Consider the following 14707-nt stretch of genomic DNA (forward strand, 5'->3'; position numbering starts at 1 on the left):
CCTTTTCCAGTTGGTCCTCGCACAACGGCGTATGAATCGCGCAGGGGTGTTCCCGACGTGACGATGGAAGACCGCATCGACGAACTCGAGGAACTCCGCGAAGAAGCCCGAAAAGGTGGCGGCGAAGCCCGAATCGAAAAGCAACACGACAAGGGGAAGATGACCGCCCGCGAGCGGATCGATTACTTCCTCGACGACGGCACGTTCACGGAGTTCGACCAGCTCCGGACCCACCAGACGAGCCAGTTCGGGATGGAGGAGAAGAAGATCCCCGGCGACGGCGTCGTCACGGGCTACGGCGAGGTCAACGGACGGACCACCTTCGTCTTCGCCCACGACTTCACCGTTTTCGGCGGCTCGCTCGGCGAAGTCTTCGCCGAAAAGGTCTGCAAAGTGATGGACATGGCGATGGAAGTCGGTGCGCCCGTCATCGGGCTCAACGACTCCGCCGGGGCCCGCATTCAGGAGGGCGTCAAGAGCCTCGCCGGCTTCACGGAGATCTTCCGGCGAAATCAGGAGGCCAGCGGCGTCGTCCCCCAGATATCGGGGATCATGGGCCCGTGTGCGGGCGGGGCGGTCTACTCCCCGTCGATCACCGACTTCATCTTCATGGTGAAAGACACGAGCCACATGTACATCACCGGTCCCGGCGTCACCAAGACCGTCACCGGCGAGGAGGTCACCCACGAGGAACTCGGCGGCGCGATGACCCACGCCGGCAAGACCGGCGTCGCCCAGTTCGCCTGCGAGAGCGAGGAGCAGGCCCTCGACGATATCAAGCGGCTCCTCTCCTATCTGCCACAGAACAACGTCGAGGATCCGCCCCGCGTCGAGCCCTGGGACGACCCCGACCGCCGCGACGAGGATCTCAAGAGTATCGTCCCGCCGAGCCCGCAGAAGCCCTACGATATGACCAATGTCATCGATAGCGTCGTCGACGAGGGCTCGTTCTTCGAGGTCGCGGACAACTTCGCCAAGAACATCGTCGTCGGCTTCGGCCGACTCGACGGGCGCTCGGTCGGCCTCGTCGCCAACCAGCCCCGGGTCAACGCCGGCACGCTGACCGTCGACGCCTCGATGAAGGGGTCGCGATTCGTCCGCTTCTGTGACTCCTTTAACATCCCGATCGTCACCTTCGTCGACGTCCCCGGCTACATGCCCGGCACCGATCAGGAACACCGCGGGATCATCCGTCACGGCGCGAAGTTGCTCTACGCGTACGCGGAGGCGACCGTCCCGCTGCTGACGGTCATCACCCGGAAGGCCTACGGCGGCGCGTACTGCGTCATGGCGTCGAAGAACCTCGGCGCGGACGTCAACTACGCCTGGCCGACCGCCGAGATCGCCGTCATGGGCCCGCAGGGGGCCGTCAACATCCTCTACCGAGAGGAACTCGCGGAGGCCGACAACCCCGACGAACTCCGCGACGAACTCATCGAGGAGTACCGCGAGGAGTTCGCGAACCCCTACACCGCGACGGACAAAGGGTTCCTCGACGACGTCATCGTCCCCACGGAGACCCGGCCCCGGCTCATCCGCGACCTCGAGATGCTCGAAACCAAGCGCGAACAGAACCCGGACAAGAAACACGGCAACATCCCGCTGTAGTCAGATGACTTCACAACAGCCCACCGCCGACGGCGCGGCTCCGTCCACGGACGAAGCCGCCGCCGAAGGCGAGGCGGCCGGACTCGAGGCGGTCCTGCCCGGGGACGTCACGCTCGATCTCCCGGACGACGCCGACGACGAGGAAGCTGCAGCGATCGCCGCCGCGATCGGTGCCCACCTCCACGACCACGCGCTCGCGGCCGCCGCGGCGGCGACCGAGGGCGAGGAGACGTGGGACGACGAGCGCTGGGCCTTCGCGGGTCGGGTCCGCGCACAGCAACACCGGACGGTCCGCGTGCCGCGCGATGCGCCGACCGATCCGTGGTCGGCCGCGGGGCGGACGAAGCAGTTCTAGCGGCGGTCCCGACGGCGATTCTGAACCGATCCGATCGCGGTTCTCCACCGGCAGCGACCCCGAAGCGGTCTTTTCACGCCCATAGACGCCGGCTTGCAGCCGTTGGGGTAGTGCAGAAAAGACATAGTATAGAAGGGTGTTTGACACTATATGGGACGGTCACCCTCCGCGAACCAGTCGGTTGAACGGTCCGGATTCGTTCGATTCGGTCCTCGAGAACGAAATATCGGTTCAGGGGCCCGTCAACTGCCCGCGTTGCCGCTTTCGAACACTGAAACGGATGCCTGACAGTACGCGTGTCCATACCGTCACACTGCTGGTCGTCCTCGTCGTGATGACCGCGGGCTGTGGCGGCCTCGTCGACGACGGGACCGATTCCACGGCGAACGACGCGAACGAGAGCGAACTCCTCCCGGGGCTCACCGAGGAGGGAGTGACGGACAGCTATCTCCTCCTCAGCGCGCACTACGACGCGTTCGATCACGAATCCTACCGGAGCAGCCGGGAGACGGTGGTTCGGGACGAAGCGGGAACGGTCGTCGAGCGCGAGACGCAAACGGTAGTCGCTGCGCCGACCGGATCGCCCGCCCGCGTCGAGCGAACCGTCTCCGGAAACGGGACCGAAACGGTGATCGACGATCACTGGATCGACACCGAACTGCCGATCGTTCGAACGACCGAGTCGGGAACGGTCACGTACACGGCCGATTCGACCCGATCCATCGAACCGGCTCCGCCCATCCCCCTGGAGGAGGCCTACGACGCAGTCGAGACCGTCACGGTCGAGAACGGATCGGACGAGCGGTATCGCCTCGAGGGCCACACCGACCGACTCGGGCGCTACGAGAACGTCTCCTTCACGCTCGCGCTCGCCGAAGACGGCCATCTCGCGGGCTACACGCTCGAGGGCGAACTGACGGCCGACGGTGACCGGCGATTCGTCACGGAGGAGTTCACACAGGAGATCACGGCCGTCGAACCGAGCGAACCGGCGTGGCTCGAGGAGGGCCGTGACGAGATCGAAGAACGAGTGAATTCGAGCACTACCGACTGACGGCGGCAGATCCCCCGCTCGAGGGGCGTGGCTACTCCGCGTCGGCGCCCGGTTCCGCGTCGGCTCCGTCCCCGGTTTCCGACATCGTGATCGGATCTTCGGCCTCCATTCCGACGTCCTGCCCCTCCTTGATCGCTCGAGCCTGTTCTTCCATCGCTTCGACGTCCATCTCGGCTTGCTCGTCGATCTCGCCGATGATGTCGGCGATGTCGTCCAGACCGATCAGCTCACGGGTCTCGTCGTCGAACTCGAGGCTCTCGAGGTCCGTCCCGTTGCCCTTCACGTCGCTGCCCGAGAGGTGCTTGCCGTAGCGGCCGACCAGCGAGGTGAGCTCCTGGGGCATGACGAACGTCGTCGACTCGCCCTGACCGATCTCCGCGAGGGTCTCCATGCCCTTGTCGATGACCGCGCGTTCGCCCATCGATTCCGCCGAGCGCGCGCGGAGGACGGTCGAGATCGCGTCACCCTGGGACTCGAGGATCTGGCTCTGCTTTTCACCCTGGGCGCGGATGATGTTCGACTGCTTGTCACCCTCCGCTTTCTCGACGGCGCTGCGGCGTTCGCCCTGCGCCTCGAGGATCATCGCGCGCCGGCGGCGCTCGGCGGAGGTCTGTTCCTCCATCGCGCCCTTGACGCCCGCGGACGGGGTCACTTCGCGGACCTCGACCGATTCCACTCGAATCCCCCACTCATCCGTGGGTTCGTCGAGCTCGGTGCGGATCCGCTCGTTGATCATCTCGCGTCGGCTCAGCGTATCGTCGAGCTCCATGTCGCCGATCACGGCGCGCAGCGTGGTCTGGGCCAGGTTCGAGACGGCGCGCTGATAGTCGTCGACCTCGAGGAACGCGCGTTTGGCGTTCATGACCCGAATGTAGACGACGGCGTCGGCGGTCACGGGCGAGTTGTCCCGCGTGATCGCTTCCTGCTGAGGGACGTCCAGCGTCTGGGTTCGCATGTCGAACGTGTAAATTCGGGAGACGAACGGCGGAACGATGTTCAGCCCCGGCTCGAGCAGCTTGCGGTACTCCCCGAAAACGGTCAGCGCCGCTCTGTCGTAGGCGTCGACGATCTCGACCATCTGCCAGACCGTGATCACGACGAGCAGGAGTCCGACGAGCCCGACGATCAGGAGGGGATCCTCGAGCACGGACTGGGCCTGCAGCGGGCGGAGTATGAACTCGTACATCGTGTGTATCAGGTCCTCAGATCGGATAACGCTTGCCCATAACTACCATGAGACGCGTTCCGATCGGCTCGCGGGAGGCCGGTGGCCGACGGGCGGGATCCGTCGCGGTGTCGAACCCGTTGCGAAAAAGTAAGGTAGGTCCCTGACGACGGTTTCCACAGGAATGTTCAGGAAGGTTCTCGTGGCAAACCGCGGGGAGATCGCGGTCCGCGTCATGCGGGCGTGCGAAGAGTTGAATATCGGGACCGTCGCCGTCTACTCCGAGGCGGACAAGGACTCGGGACACGTGCGCTACGCCGACGAAGCGTACAACGTGGGACCGGCCCGCGCGGCCGACTCCTACCTCGATCACGACGCCGTCATCGAGGCTGCGCGGAAGGCCGACGCCGACGCCATCCACCCCGGCTACGGGTTCCTCGCCGAGAACGCCGAGTTCGCGGGCAAAGTCCAGGACGCCGAGGGAATCACCTGGATCGGGCCGTCCAGCAGTGCGATGGAGTCGCTCGGCGAGAAAACCAAGGCCCGCAAGATCATGCAGGAGGCCGACGTCCCGATCGTTCCGGGGACCACCGACCCAGTCACCGACCCCGAGGAGGTCAAGCAGTTCGGGGAGAAACACGGCTACCCCATCGCCATCAAGGCCGAAGGCGGCGGCGGCGGCCGCGGGATGAAGGTCGTCTGGGACGAGAGCGAGGTCGAGGACCAGCTCGAGAGCGCCAAACGCGAGGGCGAGGCCTACTTCGACAACGACTCGGTCTACCTCGAGCGCTACCTCGAGCAGCCGCGCCACATCGAGGTCCAGATCGTCGCGGACCAACACGGTAACGTGCGCCACCTCGGCGAGCGCGACTGCTCGCTGCAGCGCCGTCACCAGAAGGTCATCGAGGAAGGTCCATCCGCAGCGCTGACCGACGAGCTCCGCGAGAAGATCGGCGAGGCCGCCCGCCGGGGCGTCGCCGCCGCCGACTACACCAACGCGGGGACCGTCGAGTTCCTCGTCGAGGAAGAGCCCGGCCGCGACGGTCCCCTCGGACCGGACGCGAACTTCTTCTTCCTCGAGGTCAACACGCGGATCCAGGTCGAGCACACGGTCACCGAGCAGATCACCGGCATCGACATCGTCAAGCGCCAGATCCAGGTCGCCGCCGGCGAGGAGATCGACTTCGCGCAGGAGGACGTCGACATCGACGGCCACGCGATGGAGTTCCGGATCAACGCCGAGAACGCGGCCGACGACTTCGCCCCCGCGACCGGCGGGACGCTGGACACGTACGACCCGCCGGGCGGGATCGGCGTCAGACTCGACGACGCCCTGCGGCAGGGCGACGAACTCGTCACCGACTACGACTCCATGATCGCGAAGCTGGTCGTCTGGGGCGAGGACCGCGACGAGTGCATCGAGCGCTCGCTCCGCGCGCTCCGGGAGTACGAGATCGCGGGCATCCCGACGATCATCCCGTTCCACCGGCTGATGCTCACCGACGAGGAGTTCGTGCAGAGTACGCACACCACGAAGTACCTCGACGAGGAACTCGAGGAGAGCCGCATCGAAGAGGCCCAAGAGCAGTGGGGCGGCGACATCGGCGACGGCGGCGCGGGCGGCGACGAGGAGGAGGCCGTCGAGCGCGAGTTCACCGTCGAGGTCAACGGCAAACGCTTCGAGGTCGAACTCGAGGAACACGGCGCACCCGCTATCCCCGCTGGCGACGTGGATGCAGGCGGACAGGCGAGCCGACCGGAGCCCGCGGGCGGCTCGGGCAGCGACGGCGGTGCCGAACTCGAGGGCGAAGGCGAGACCGTCGACGCCGAGATGCAGGGGACGATCCTCGACATCGAAGTCGAAGAGGGCGACGAGGTCGCGGCCGGCGACGTGCTGGTCGTCCTCGAGGCCATGAAGATGGAGAACGACATCGTCGCGTCCCGCGGCGGGACGGTCACGCAGATCGCCGTCGAGGAAGGCGATAGCGTCGACATGGGCGACGTGCTGGTCGTCCTCGAGTAATCCGGCGTCGCGTCGACTCGAGGGGGTCCGAATGTCTTCGGGAGAACGGCAAAGGGAGTGGTGTCGCATCGATCTATCCGCACGCGTTCCCGACGTAGGCATTCGAGCGGCGATGGAGGTCGACGGATGCCCGCGCTCCATCGAACCCGATTCACCACCCGGGTTCTCGTCGGTTGATGCGTGCAGGTGACCGCAGTCGCTACGTCAACCCGTGTGTCTGTATAGCGACTCCAGCGAATCGCCTCGACGAGATCCGAGACCGTGCCACTCGCGGGGCAGTGCCGCAGTAGTGGTTGTTTACTCACCCGACACGGTCGCGGCCGTCGAACCGATTTTTTCGAGACGCAGCGCACAGCCGATCGGACAGCCGTCGGACGGCTGACGCGCGAAACGCCTCGACCGTGGCTACCCCACGATTCCGTCCGACTCGAATTGCGCCCGAAATCGATGTCAGTCGCCGCTCGAGACGCCGCGCGTCTCGCCGTCCGCGTCGTCCCAGGGGAGCGGGCCGTCGTAGCCCTCGGGAACGAAGGGGCAGAGCGGATCGCTCGCGAGCGGGTCGCCGGTGTGGGCGAACGCGCGCGAACGGCTCCCGCCACAGACGTTGCGATAGGGACAGGCGCCGCACTTGCCGGAGAGCTGATCGCGATCGCGAAGCGACCGGAACAGGTCCGACTCGCGGTAGAGCTCGGTGACCGGTCGATCGCGGACGTTGCCGACCGATTCGGGGAGAAATCCCGAGGGGAACACTTCGCCCGTGTGACTGACGAAGGCGAAGCCGTCGCCCGCGACGATACCGGTCCGGCGCTTGACGCCGGGGTTCGCGCCCTCGTCACCGTCCGCATCCGCCTCGCGCTGCATCGCGACCCGTCGGTACTGAGGTGCCTCGGTCGTCTTGACGCCGAACGGTTCCGTCTCGCTGACCTCGGCCAGCCACTCCATCACCGCGTCGGCCCGGTCGGGCGCGACCGGCTCGAGGATGCGCCCCCGACCGACGGGCACGAGGAAGAAGACGCTCCACATGACGGCCCCGATCTCGGTCAGCAGGTCGCGGATCGCGGGGAGTTCGTCGACGGTTTGCCGACACACCGTCGTATTGACCTGCACTGGGAGACCGGCGGCTCGAGCGTCCTCGACGGCCCGGATCGTCTCCTCGAAACTCCCGTCCTCACCGCGGAAGGCGTCGTGAGACTCCGGCGAAGCGCCGTCGAGACTGACCGCCATTCGCTTGAGCCCGGCGTCGGCCATCGACTCGATGCGGTCGGCGGTCAGCGACCCCGTTCCGCTGGGCGTGATCGTCATCCGCAGACCGAGCTCGTCGCCGTAGGCGATCAGTTCCGCGACGTCGTCGCGGACGAGCGGGTCACCGCCCGAGAGGACGACCAGCTGGCCGTCGCCGAACCGGGCCGCTTGCTCGAGCAGTTCCTTCCCCTCCGCCGTCGAGAGTTCGTCGGGGTGTCGCTGGGGCTCGGCGTCGGCCCGACAGTGATCGCAGGCGAGCCCGCAGGCCTGGGTGAGCTCCCAGATGAGGACGAACGGTCGCTCGGACGTGTCGAGAGTGCCGGGACGCATAGCGGGGACTGGGAACGGGACGACCGAAAACGCCCCTCTCGTTCCCGCGGCTCGGGAAGACGGGAAGATGTTCGTCCGATCGGCGGGGTATTCCCGCGCGCTGGGAGGTCGCGGAACGGCCTTGGATATCGTCTCGAACGTTCGGATATGGTCGAGAAAGCACGCCGGTCGGCGGTCGAGAGCGACGAGCGAGGGAACCCGACTCGGCAGTGGGAGGTCTTCGTTCGCGACGCGGAGGACGACCCCATGCGCCACGTCGGCAGCGTCGCCGCGGCGAGCGGGACGGAGGCGCACGAACACGCGTCTCGCCTGTTCGGCTGGTACGCCGCCGACGTCTGGCTCTGTCCGGCCGACGCGGTCGAGCGGTACTCGACGCGCGGCCTCGCCGAGACGGCAGAAGAACGGTCAGACGAGGCTGCGGGCGACGACGATGACGGCGATGACGACGAGAGCGAGGAACCGCGCGTCTACAAGGAGACCGCCGGTGCCTCGGAGGTGAACAGCCTGTGATCTCGATCAGCAAGCTGCTCTGTGACCTCGACGCCGAGGGAGACGGCCTGCGCTACGACGCGGCCGAGGGGTCGGACAAACCCCAGATCACCGAGGAGAAACAGCGGCGACCGGTCGTCGTCTGGAACACGACCCGCCGGTGTAACCTCTACTGTTCGCACTGCTACGCCGCCGCCGAGACCGAACCCGCAACCGGCGAGTTCACGACCGCCGAGGCGAAGTCGTTCCTCGACCAGCTCGCGGCGTACGGTGCGCCGGTCGTCCTCTTTTCCGGCGGCGAACCGCTCGTCCGCGACGATCTGATCGAACTCGTCTCCTACGCGGCCGATCGCGGCCTCCGGCCGGTGTTGTCCTCGAACGGGACACTGCTCACTCGCGAGAAAGCCGACGCGTTACGAGATGCGGGGCTCCAGTACGCCGGGATCTCCGTCGACGGCCTGCCCGAGCGAAACGACCGCTTCCGCGGCGAGGACGGCGCGTTCGACGCCGCCGTCCGCGGTATCGAGAACTGCCTCGAGGCCGGTCTCAAGACCGGCCTCCGCTACACGATCACGGAGGCCAACGCACCGGACCTCGAGGGGGTCGTCGACCTGCTCGCGGAGAAGGGACTCGACCGGTTCTGTTTCTATCACCTCGATTACGGCGGCCGAGGCGCGGAGATCGTCGATGCCGATCTCTCCCCGGTCGAGAAACGGGAGGCGATCGAACGAGTGGCCGACCTGACCCTCGAGTATCACGACCGGGGCGAGGAGATCGAGACCCTGCTCGTAGGCAACTACGCCGACGCCGCGTTCCTCGTCGAGTACGCGCGCGAGAACTTCGGCGAGGCGAAAGCGCGGGCGGTGTACGACTACCTCGAGCGAAACGGCGGCGACCCGACGGGCGAGCGGGTCGCCGACGTCGACTATCAGGGCAACGTCCACCTCACGCAGTTCTGGCAGGGGTACAGTCTGGGCAACGTTCGAGATCGTCCCTTCGGCGAAATCTGGGAGGACGAGTCGAACCCGCTGCTCGAGGCGCTCCGAAACCGCGAGCAACGCCTGACGGGAAAGTGTGCGGACTGTCAGTATCAATCGATCTGTCGCGGGGCCTCTCGGTTGCGGGCGCTGGCGACGACCGGGGACCTCTTCGCGCCGGATCCGCAGTGTTACCTGCGCGACGACGAGGTGCGCGGGGAAGGTGGCGGCTCCGTCGTCGGCGGTGCCGCGGATTGACGACGCCGCTTCGCAGTTCTCGGACGGCGGGTTCGCTCAGCGGCTGGAATCGGGCCGCGCGGGAAGCTGCTCGAGACAGTGGCGGCAGTAGGTGTAGCTGTGTTCGTTCTCCGTTCCACACGCCCGGCAGGTGACCGGTTCGTCGATCGTCCGCGTTCGAGTACCCATCGTGGGCACTATCGAACGCGAACAAATAGCCCTCCGCCTGACGATCGCAAGGGAACGACGACACGGTCGCGAGGGACCGCAGCGGGCACCCCGATTATCGCCCCTTCAGTCGTCGCCGACGTGGGCGCGGGTCACGTGCCCGCCACAGCCACACCGATCGACGTACTCGAGCCGAACCCCCTCGAACGCGGCCTCGAGTTCCTCCCAGAGATACGATTCGGGACGGCCGTGTTCGCCGTGGGTGACGAGGTTGACGTGGAAACCCGTGGCCGTCGCGTCGATCGCGTCTTTCGCCTGTTCGACGACGAGTTCTCGGTTCGCGGCGTGTTCGGGTCCCTCGAGGTTCGCCGACCACGACGCCTCGTGGTCGCGGCGCGTGACGGGTTCGACGTCGGAGGCGGTTTCGCTCATAGATGTGACTCGGTCCCGGACGGGCCTAAGGTCTGAGCCGAACCGGTTCGGCCCCGTGACGAACCGCTCGTCACACCGCTGCTAGCGGCACGGTCAACAACAGAACATGAACGGGTAGATCAGCGCCACGCGGTCGTCGTCCGTGAGTTCCGCCTCGAAGCCGCCGCAGTGTTCGTTGAAGCGGCCGTTGATGCACACCCGCGCGTACGGCCTGGTCTGGTCGCCCTCCGGATTCTTGCGCCAGGTTCCGGGCAGATCGTCGGGCACCGGGGCCCAGCCGCTGTGGGTCGCGTCCGCTTCGGTCTCGGCGATCAGCATGTCTTCGAGGTCGTACTCTTCGAAGAAGTCCTCGAGGAAGTCCCGGAGTCGGTCCCCTTCGAAGGTGAACTCGAGTTCGTGCGTGCCGACGGCGGTGCGGACGTGACCGGTACAGCGGACGGTCACGGTCGTCGTGTCGAGCGCTCGGTCGCTCGTCTGGTCCGATCGTCGGTCGCCGGCGGTCGCTGCCTGATTGGTTCCCATGGGTCATCGGTCGTACGGGACGAGCGAGCAAACACTCACTTCCGAACGTGTTCGGGAGGAAGGGGACGGCCGTCCGGGGCGTACGCCCGTCCATGAACGGAATACCGGGCGGGCTCCGGACCGATCAGCAGCCGCCGATGGCGATCCCGCTGCGGCACTTCGTGCTCGCGCTGGGATTCCTCGTCGCGGGCGTCGGTGGCGGGGTCGTGATGACCGTCGCGACGCTGCCCGGCCTCTCCGGGCTGGCGCACCTGCACCTCCTGCTCGTGGGCTGGGTCGGGGTGACGATCATGGGCGCGATGACGCAGTTCGTCCCCGTCTGGTCCGGCGCGACGATTCACTCGAGACGGCTGGCGGTCGCGCAGCTGTGGCTCCTCGTCGCCGGGCTGGTCGGTTTCGCAGCGGCGCTGCTCGCCGGCGCGCTCGCGTGGCTTCCGGTCGGCGGTGCGCTCATGCTCGCCGGGATCTGGACGTTCGTCTACAACGTCGGGCGAACGCTCTCACGCGCGCGCCCGTTCGATTTCACCGAACGGCACTTCGCGCTCGCGCTCGCGTCGTTCGGGCTCGTCGCGCCGCTCGGCCTCGCGCTGGCGATCGACTTCACGACGCCGGTGTTCGATTCGATCGGGGTGACTCGAGCCGGAATCCATCTCTCCCACGCGACGCTCGCGCTGTTCGGCGCCCTGCTCGCGACGGTCGTCGGCGCGCTCTTCCAGCTGACGAAAATGTTCACGCAGGCGGATCCGGATCGGCTCGACGAGGGGCTGCTCGCGCTCGAGCAGGTGTGCTTCCCGGCGGGGCTCGCCGCGCTCGCGCTCGGGCGAGGACTCGCTATCGACCCCCTCGCTCGAGTCGGCGCGGTTGGCCTCGCCGTCGGCCTCCTCGCGTTCGCGGTCGTCGTGGGCCGACTGCTGGCCGGTGCGACGGTCGAGCGGTCCCCGATGCTGGCTCGGTACTGGGTCGTCGTGGCGGCGCTGTTCGCGTGGATCGCCCTCGCGGGGCCCACGTGGTGGGCCGATCCGCTGGCGTTCGAGTCGCTGTTCGGCCATCCGGGGGCGCGGAACCTCCTCCTCTTCGGCGTCTTCGGCTTCGTCGTCATCGGCTCGCTCTACCATATCGTTCCCTTCATCATCTGGATCGAACACTACAGCGACCGGCTGGGCTTCGAACAGGTGCCGATGATCGACGACCTCTACGACGATCGCCTCGAGCGGGCCGACTTCTGGACGACGCTCGGCGGATTCGGTGGGCTCGCGGTGGCCCCGCTCGCCGGTCTTCCGGCGGCCGCGATCACGGCCAGCAGCGTCCTCGCCGCGGTCGGCGTCGCACTGTTCGTCGCGAACATGCTGTTGACCATCCACCGACACGGTCCTGACGGGATCGCCGGCGTGCTCGCGAGTCGGCTCGGCTCGAGCGACGACTCCTCTGCGACGAGCCCCGGAGAGCCCGATGTCGGCGTCTCGGCGGAGCAGTAACGGGAAACGAGACGACCGACGCCAGCGTTTCGGAGACGGTACGAGCACGGCGAGTCGTCGACGGGCGATTTCTGCAGCCTCGATCGGATCGTACCCGGTACCGGTCGCCGTACTCCGCTGGCGACGGTTTGTGGGCTGTCGCAGGCGCTGTCGTCCCGATCTCGACCGTCGTCCGCAGGATCACCGCGACGCCCGCGGTCCGCTGGCTCGGGCGCCGAGCGGAGTAGATCGGCCCGATCCGTCACCCCGCCCGTTCGAGGAAGATCGTCCAGATGACCGCGGCGTAGAGGAGCGCCCCGAGGACCGCCAGCCAGCGACCGAGGGCTACCAGCGGCGAGACCGACGCGAGCAGCCCGCCGGCCTCGAGTCCCAGACCTGCGACGAGTGCCGCGACCGACGCCCTCGCAGTCCGGTCCCCGATCCCCGGTGCGGCGGCGACGGCCGGCGGATAGAAGTGGTAGGTGACGCCGACGATCGTCAGCCCGACGAAGCCGCCGACCGCGAGCCGGTAGTGGGCGTCGAACGCGGAGGCGGGGAGGCTCGAGGCGGGGGCGAAGGCGAACGCGAGTCCCAGCGCAGCCACCAGTGCAGCACAGCCGCCCGCAGCGACGATCGCCCGGTGGCCGACCCGTCGACGGTCGCTCTGTCGGGACAGGTCCAGAATCGCGGCGGCGAAGCCGACGAGCGCGGTCGCCTGGAGTCCGGCACCCGCGTGAAAGAGGGATCCGCCTCGGAAATCGACCGCGAGCAGCGCCGGGCCGACGACGCCGGCGAGCAAGACGACCGCGACGAGCGGCGGCCTCACTGAGGCCGCGAGCAGTCGCGGTAACAGCCGGGACCCGATCGCGAACACGAGCAGTGCCGCCGTTCCGGCCGCGAATACGTGGGTCGCCGCCGCTCCGTTCGCCGGCAGACCCGGTAGCTCGAGGCCGATTTCGGCGGCCGGAGAGAGGGCGGACCCGACGAGCAGGTACGCGAGCACGACGGGAACGGCCGCGTTCGCGAGCCGGTCGACCCGCACCCGGTGGGTATCGGTCGTGCCGGTGCCGGTCTCCCGGCCCGTCGGGTTGTCTCGGACGGTCCAACAGAGAACGGCGACGAAGACGAGACAGCCGACGAGCCAGCTCGTCGCACCCGCGACCGCGAGCGTCGGCGGACCGATGCCGGTCGCTGCGGCGACCGTCGCGACCGTCCCGAACAGTGCGAACGGGAGATGGACCGCCGGCGCGTGTGGAACGGCCAGTTCACGGGCGAAGTACGACGGGACGAGCGTGTAGGCCTTGCCGAAGACGACGTGGAAGACGAACCCGAACACGCCGAGCGGAACCGTCGCTGTTCGCGGCAGGCCGATCGCGACGGCGACGTGCCACGCGGGGAAGAAGCCGACGCCCGCCGCGACGAAAGCTCGGGACCAGCGCGTGACCGTAGCGGTCGCGGGTCCGCCCTCCGAACCCATCGGTGATCAGAAGGGCGACTGCACGGTCGTCTGGTCTTCCCCCTGTCCCCGGTCGGTGGTACTCTCCGCCGATCCGCCGACCGGTTCGCTCGGGACCTCGCCGGACTCGCGGTACTGCGCTTCGATCTCCTCGAGGGTCTCGTTGAGCGAGTCGGACTGGTGGTGCGTCGGGCGGACCCGAACGCGAACGAGATCGTACTCGTGGCGATCGCTCAGGCCGTTCCACGCGCGGAACGAGCCCTTGACGAGCGCGTCGGCTTGCGGGCAGAACTCGGTGGTCGGACTGAACTCCGCCCGAAGGACGCTCGGGTCGTCGGCGTCGACCGCGTACCGGTATCCCGCGTCGGGATGTCGCCGGTCGAGGTTGAGCCGCGCCAGGTTGTAGCCGAAGGTCGCGTCGTAGACGCCCCGCTCTTCGAAGAGGTCTCGCGTGATATCGTGGAACGCGACGTGCTCGTCACCCTCGAGGAGGTCGTGCCCCTCGAGGAACGCTCCGGGATCCGGGACGTGGTCGGCGACGAACGATCCCGGCTCGTCGAAACTATCCCCGTCCGTCGATCGGCCGCTCGAAAAGGGATTCATCGTACGCCGTGCTTCGTCGCGGGCCGTCCAGTACTTCGTTGCGAACATGTTCGAGTGAGACACGTGCGGTCCGAGACCCGGCGATTTCCGTGATTCGAACATCTACAACCGGTGATTGCGCAATAACTGTCGTCCCCTGAACAGTTTTAGAAATACTGACTTACATAAAATTATTACTTATTCTTACTAAAATAAATACATTGATGTGCAGAAGTGGTATACTTTGTACACAATTGATGTCCAAGCACGGGTTGGGGCCAGAGGATTTATATCCGATCGAAAAAAGGGTCCGGTCAATGCTACTCTCAGTCGATCAGTCGGACACATCAGCCGCGCAGTCTATTAGCTTCGACGTTATCGCTGCCGTCGCCGAAGCGGAGGGGATCGATCCCGTCGAACTCGAGCCCCCGGAGTACGACGCCCTCTACGACGTAATCAACCCGGAAGCCCTCGATTCGCTCTTTGCGACCCGCGAAAACGGCAGCGACCGACCGACCGGGCGCGTCGAATTCCCGTTCTGTGGCTACGATGTCGTCGTCACGAACGACGGCGACGTCGACGTCTCCGATCGCGACGGCGACCTCGAGTAACC

The 14707-nt window shown here is 67.0% G+C and carries 15 protein-coding genes; 8 read left to right on the plus strand and 7 right to left on the minus strand.

The genetic code is table 11. The features are described from left to right. Nucleotides 1–63: 63 nt before the first annotated feature. From NDI89_RS13000 to NDI89_RS13010, 3 genes are all read left to right on the plus strand, one after another. Nucleotides 64–1608, plus strand: a complete 1545-nt coding sequence (locus tag NDI89_RS13000; protein ID WP_277522035.1) for an acyl-CoA carboxylase subunit beta — start codon at nucleotides 64–66, stop codon at nucleotides 1606–1608. 4 nt (nucleotides 1609–1612) lie between these two features. Then, nucleotides 1613–1963 (plus strand): DUF8022 family protein, encoded by a 351-nt coding sequence (locus NDI89_RS13005; protein ID WP_277522036.1) that lies wholly within the window; start codon nucleotides 1613–1615, stop codon nucleotides 1961–1963. Between the two features lie 280 nt (nucleotides 1964–2243). Then, complete coding sequence (locus NDI89_RS13010) at nucleotides 2244–3017, plus strand: hypothetical protein (RefSeq protein ID WP_277522037.1); 774 nt, start codon at nucleotides 2244–2246, stop codon at nucleotides 3015–3017. A gap of 31 nt (nucleotides 3018–3048) precedes the next feature. On the opposite strand, the gene NDI89_RS13015 is transcribed toward NDI89_RS13010, so the two are convergent. Continuing rightward, a complete protein-coding gene (locus NDI89_RS13015; RefSeq protein WP_277522038.1) occupies nucleotides 3049–4203 on the minus strand; it encodes an SPFH domain-containing protein in 1155 nt (384 codons plus the stop codon). 163 nt (nucleotides 4204–4366) lie between these two features. Between NDI89_RS13015 and NDI89_RS13020 the strand changes: the two genes are divergently transcribed. After that, a complete protein-coding gene (locus NDI89_RS13020) occupies nucleotides 4367–6205 on the plus strand; it encodes an acetyl-CoA carboxylase biotin carboxylase subunit (protein WP_277522039.1) in 1839 nt (612 codons plus the stop codon). Between the two features lie 450 nt (nucleotides 6206–6655). On the opposite strand, the gene NDI89_RS13025 is transcribed toward NDI89_RS13020, so the two are convergent. After that, a complete protein-coding gene (locus NDI89_RS13025; protein WP_277522040.1) occupies nucleotides 6656–7777 on the minus strand; it encodes a TIGR04053 family radical SAM/SPASM domain-containing protein in 1122 nt (373 codons plus the stop codon). 147 nt (nucleotides 7778–7924) lie between these two features. On the opposite strand from NDI89_RS13025, the gene NDI89_RS13030 reads away from it, so the two are divergent. Both NDI89_RS13030 and NDI89_RS13035 read left to right on the plus strand, forming a co-directional pair. Further along, the gene (locus NDI89_RS13030; protein WP_277522041.1) at nucleotides 7925–8287 is read left to right on the plus strand and encodes an Htur_1727 family rSAM-partnered candidate RiPP; all 363 of its coding nucleotides are present in this window, start codon (nucleotides 7925–7927) and stop codon (nucleotides 8285–8287) included. Then, a complete protein-coding gene (locus tag NDI89_RS13035) occupies nucleotides 8284–9501 on the plus strand; it encodes a TIGR04347 family pseudo-SAM/SPASM protein (RefSeq protein ID WP_277522042.1) in 1218 nt (405 codons plus the stop codon). Before NDI89_RS13030 ends, NDI89_RS13035 begins: the two co-directional genes overlap by 4 nt. Nucleotides 9502–9537: 36 nt before the next feature. Here NDI89_RS13035 and NDI89_RS13040 read toward each other — a convergent pair whose 3' ends face one another. From NDI89_RS13040 to NDI89_RS13050, 3 genes are all read right to left on the minus strand, one after another. Next, nucleotides 9538–9669: a DUF7577 domain-containing protein gene (locus tag NDI89_RS13040; RefSeq protein ID WP_277522043.1), complete on the minus strand. Its 132-nt coding sequence runs from the start codon at nucleotides 9667–9669 to the stop codon at nucleotides 9538–9540. A gap of 105 nt (nucleotides 9670–9774) precedes the next feature. Next, on the minus strand, nucleotides 9775–10080 hold the full coding sequence (locus NDI89_RS13045; RefSeq protein ID WP_277522044.1) for a CGCGG family putative rSAM-modified RiPP protein: 306 nt from the start codon (nucleotides 10078–10080) through the stop codon (nucleotides 9775–9777). 93 nt (nucleotides 10081–10173) lie between these two features. Further along, nucleotides 10174–10602 (minus strand): MoaD/ThiS family protein, encoded by a 429-nt coding sequence (locus tag NDI89_RS13050; protein ID WP_277522045.1) that lies wholly within the window; start codon nucleotides 10600–10602, stop codon nucleotides 10174–10176. A 92-nt stretch (nucleotides 10603–10694) separates the two neighbouring features. Between NDI89_RS13050 and NDI89_RS13055 the strand changes: the two genes are divergently transcribed. Next, nucleotides 10695–12077, plus strand: a complete 1383-nt coding sequence (locus NDI89_RS13055; RefSeq protein ID WP_277522046.1) for a heme-copper oxidase family protein — start codon at nucleotides 10695–10697, stop codon at nucleotides 12075–12077. Nucleotides 12078–12318: 241 nt separating this feature from the next. On the opposite strand, the gene NDI89_RS13060 is transcribed toward NDI89_RS13055, so the two are convergent. Together NDI89_RS13060 and NDI89_RS13065 are read right to left on the minus strand one after the other, a co-directional pair. Next, nucleotides 12319–13533, minus strand: a complete 1215-nt coding sequence (locus NDI89_RS13060) for a hypothetical protein (RefSeq protein WP_277522047.1) — start codon at nucleotides 13531–13533, stop codon at nucleotides 12319–12321. 6 nt (nucleotides 13534–13539) lie between these two features. Next, nucleotides 13540–14163 (minus strand): DUF7998 family protein, encoded by a 624-nt coding sequence (locus NDI89_RS13065; RefSeq protein ID WP_277522048.1) that lies wholly within the window; start codon nucleotides 14161–14163, stop codon nucleotides 13540–13542. A gap of 248 nt (nucleotides 14164–14411) precedes the next feature. Here NDI89_RS13065 and ddfA point away from each other — a divergent pair, with 248 nt between their 5' ends. Further along, on the plus strand, nucleotides 14412–14705 hold the full coding sequence (gene ddfA, locus NDI89_RS13070) for a DdfA family disk-determining factor (protein ID WP_277522049.1): 294 nt from the start codon (nucleotides 14412–14414) through the stop codon (nucleotides 14703–14705). Nucleotides 14706–14707: the final 2 nt, after the last annotated feature.

It is taken from the genome of Natrinema salsiterrestre (genome assembly GCF_029502005.1).
Lineage (GTDB): Archaea > Halobacteriota > Halobacteria > Halobacteriales > Natrialbaceae > Natrinema > Natrinema salsiterrestre.

What these genes read in the sequence shown, in the direction of transcription:
- NDI89_RS13015 (WP_277522038.1), bottom strand. Translation starts at nt 4,203, where the DNA reads ATGTACGAGTTCATACTCCGCCCGCTGCAGGCCCAGTCCGTGCTCGAG.
- NDI89_RS13045 (WP_277522044.1), bottom strand. Translation starts at nt 10,080, where the DNA reads ATGAGCGAAACCGCCTCCGACGTCGAACCCGTCACGCGCCGCGACCAC.
- NDI89_RS13060 (WP_277522047.1), bottom strand. Translation starts at nt 13,533, where the DNA reads ATGGGTTCGGAGGGCGGACCCGCGACCGCTACGGTCACGCGCTGGTCC.
- NDI89_RS13065 (WP_277522048.1), bottom strand. Translation starts at nt 14,163, where the DNA reads ATGTTCGCAACGAAGTACTGGACGGCCCGCGACGAAGCACGGCGTACG.
- NDI89_RS13055 (WP_277522046.1), top strand. Translation starts at nt 10,695, where the DNA reads ATGAACGGAATACCGGGCGGGCTCCGGACCGATCAGCAGCCGCCGATG.
- NDI89_RS13000 (WP_277522035.1), top strand. Translation starts at nt 64, where the DNA reads ATGGAAGACCGCATCGACGAACTCGAGGAACTCCGCGAAGAAGCCCGA.
- NDI89_RS13050 (WP_277522045.1), bottom strand. Translation starts at nt 10,602, where the DNA reads ATGGGAACCAATCAGGCAGCGACCGCCGGCGACCGACGATCGGACCAG.
- NDI89_RS13005 (WP_277522036.1), top strand. Translation starts at nt 1,613, where the DNA reads ATGACTTCACAACAGCCCACCGCCGACGGCGCGGCTCCGTCCACGGAC.
- ddfA (WP_277522049.1), top strand. Translation starts at nt 14,412, where the DNA reads ATGCTACTCTCAGTCGATCAGTCGGACACATCAGCCGCGCAGTCTATT.
- NDI89_RS13020 (WP_277522039.1), top strand. Translation starts at nt 4,367, where the DNA reads ATGTTCAGGAAGGTTCTCGTGGCAAACCGCGGGGAGATCGCGGTCCGC.
- NDI89_RS13010 (WP_277522037.1), top strand. Translation starts at nt 2,244, where the DNA reads ATGCCTGACAGTACGCGTGTCCATACCGTCACACTGCTGGTCGTCCTC.
- NDI89_RS13025 (WP_277522040.1), bottom strand. Translation starts at nt 7,777, where the DNA reads ATGCGTCCCGGCACTCTCGACACGTCCGAGCGACCGTTCGTCCTCATC.
- NDI89_RS13030 (WP_277522041.1), top strand. Translation starts at nt 7,925, where the DNA reads ATGGTCGAGAAAGCACGCCGGTCGGCGGTCGAGAGCGACGAGCGAGGG.
- NDI89_RS13040 (WP_277522043.1), bottom strand. Translation starts at nt 9,669, where the DNA reads ATGGGTACTCGAACGCGGACGATCGACGAACCGGTCACCTGCCGGGCG.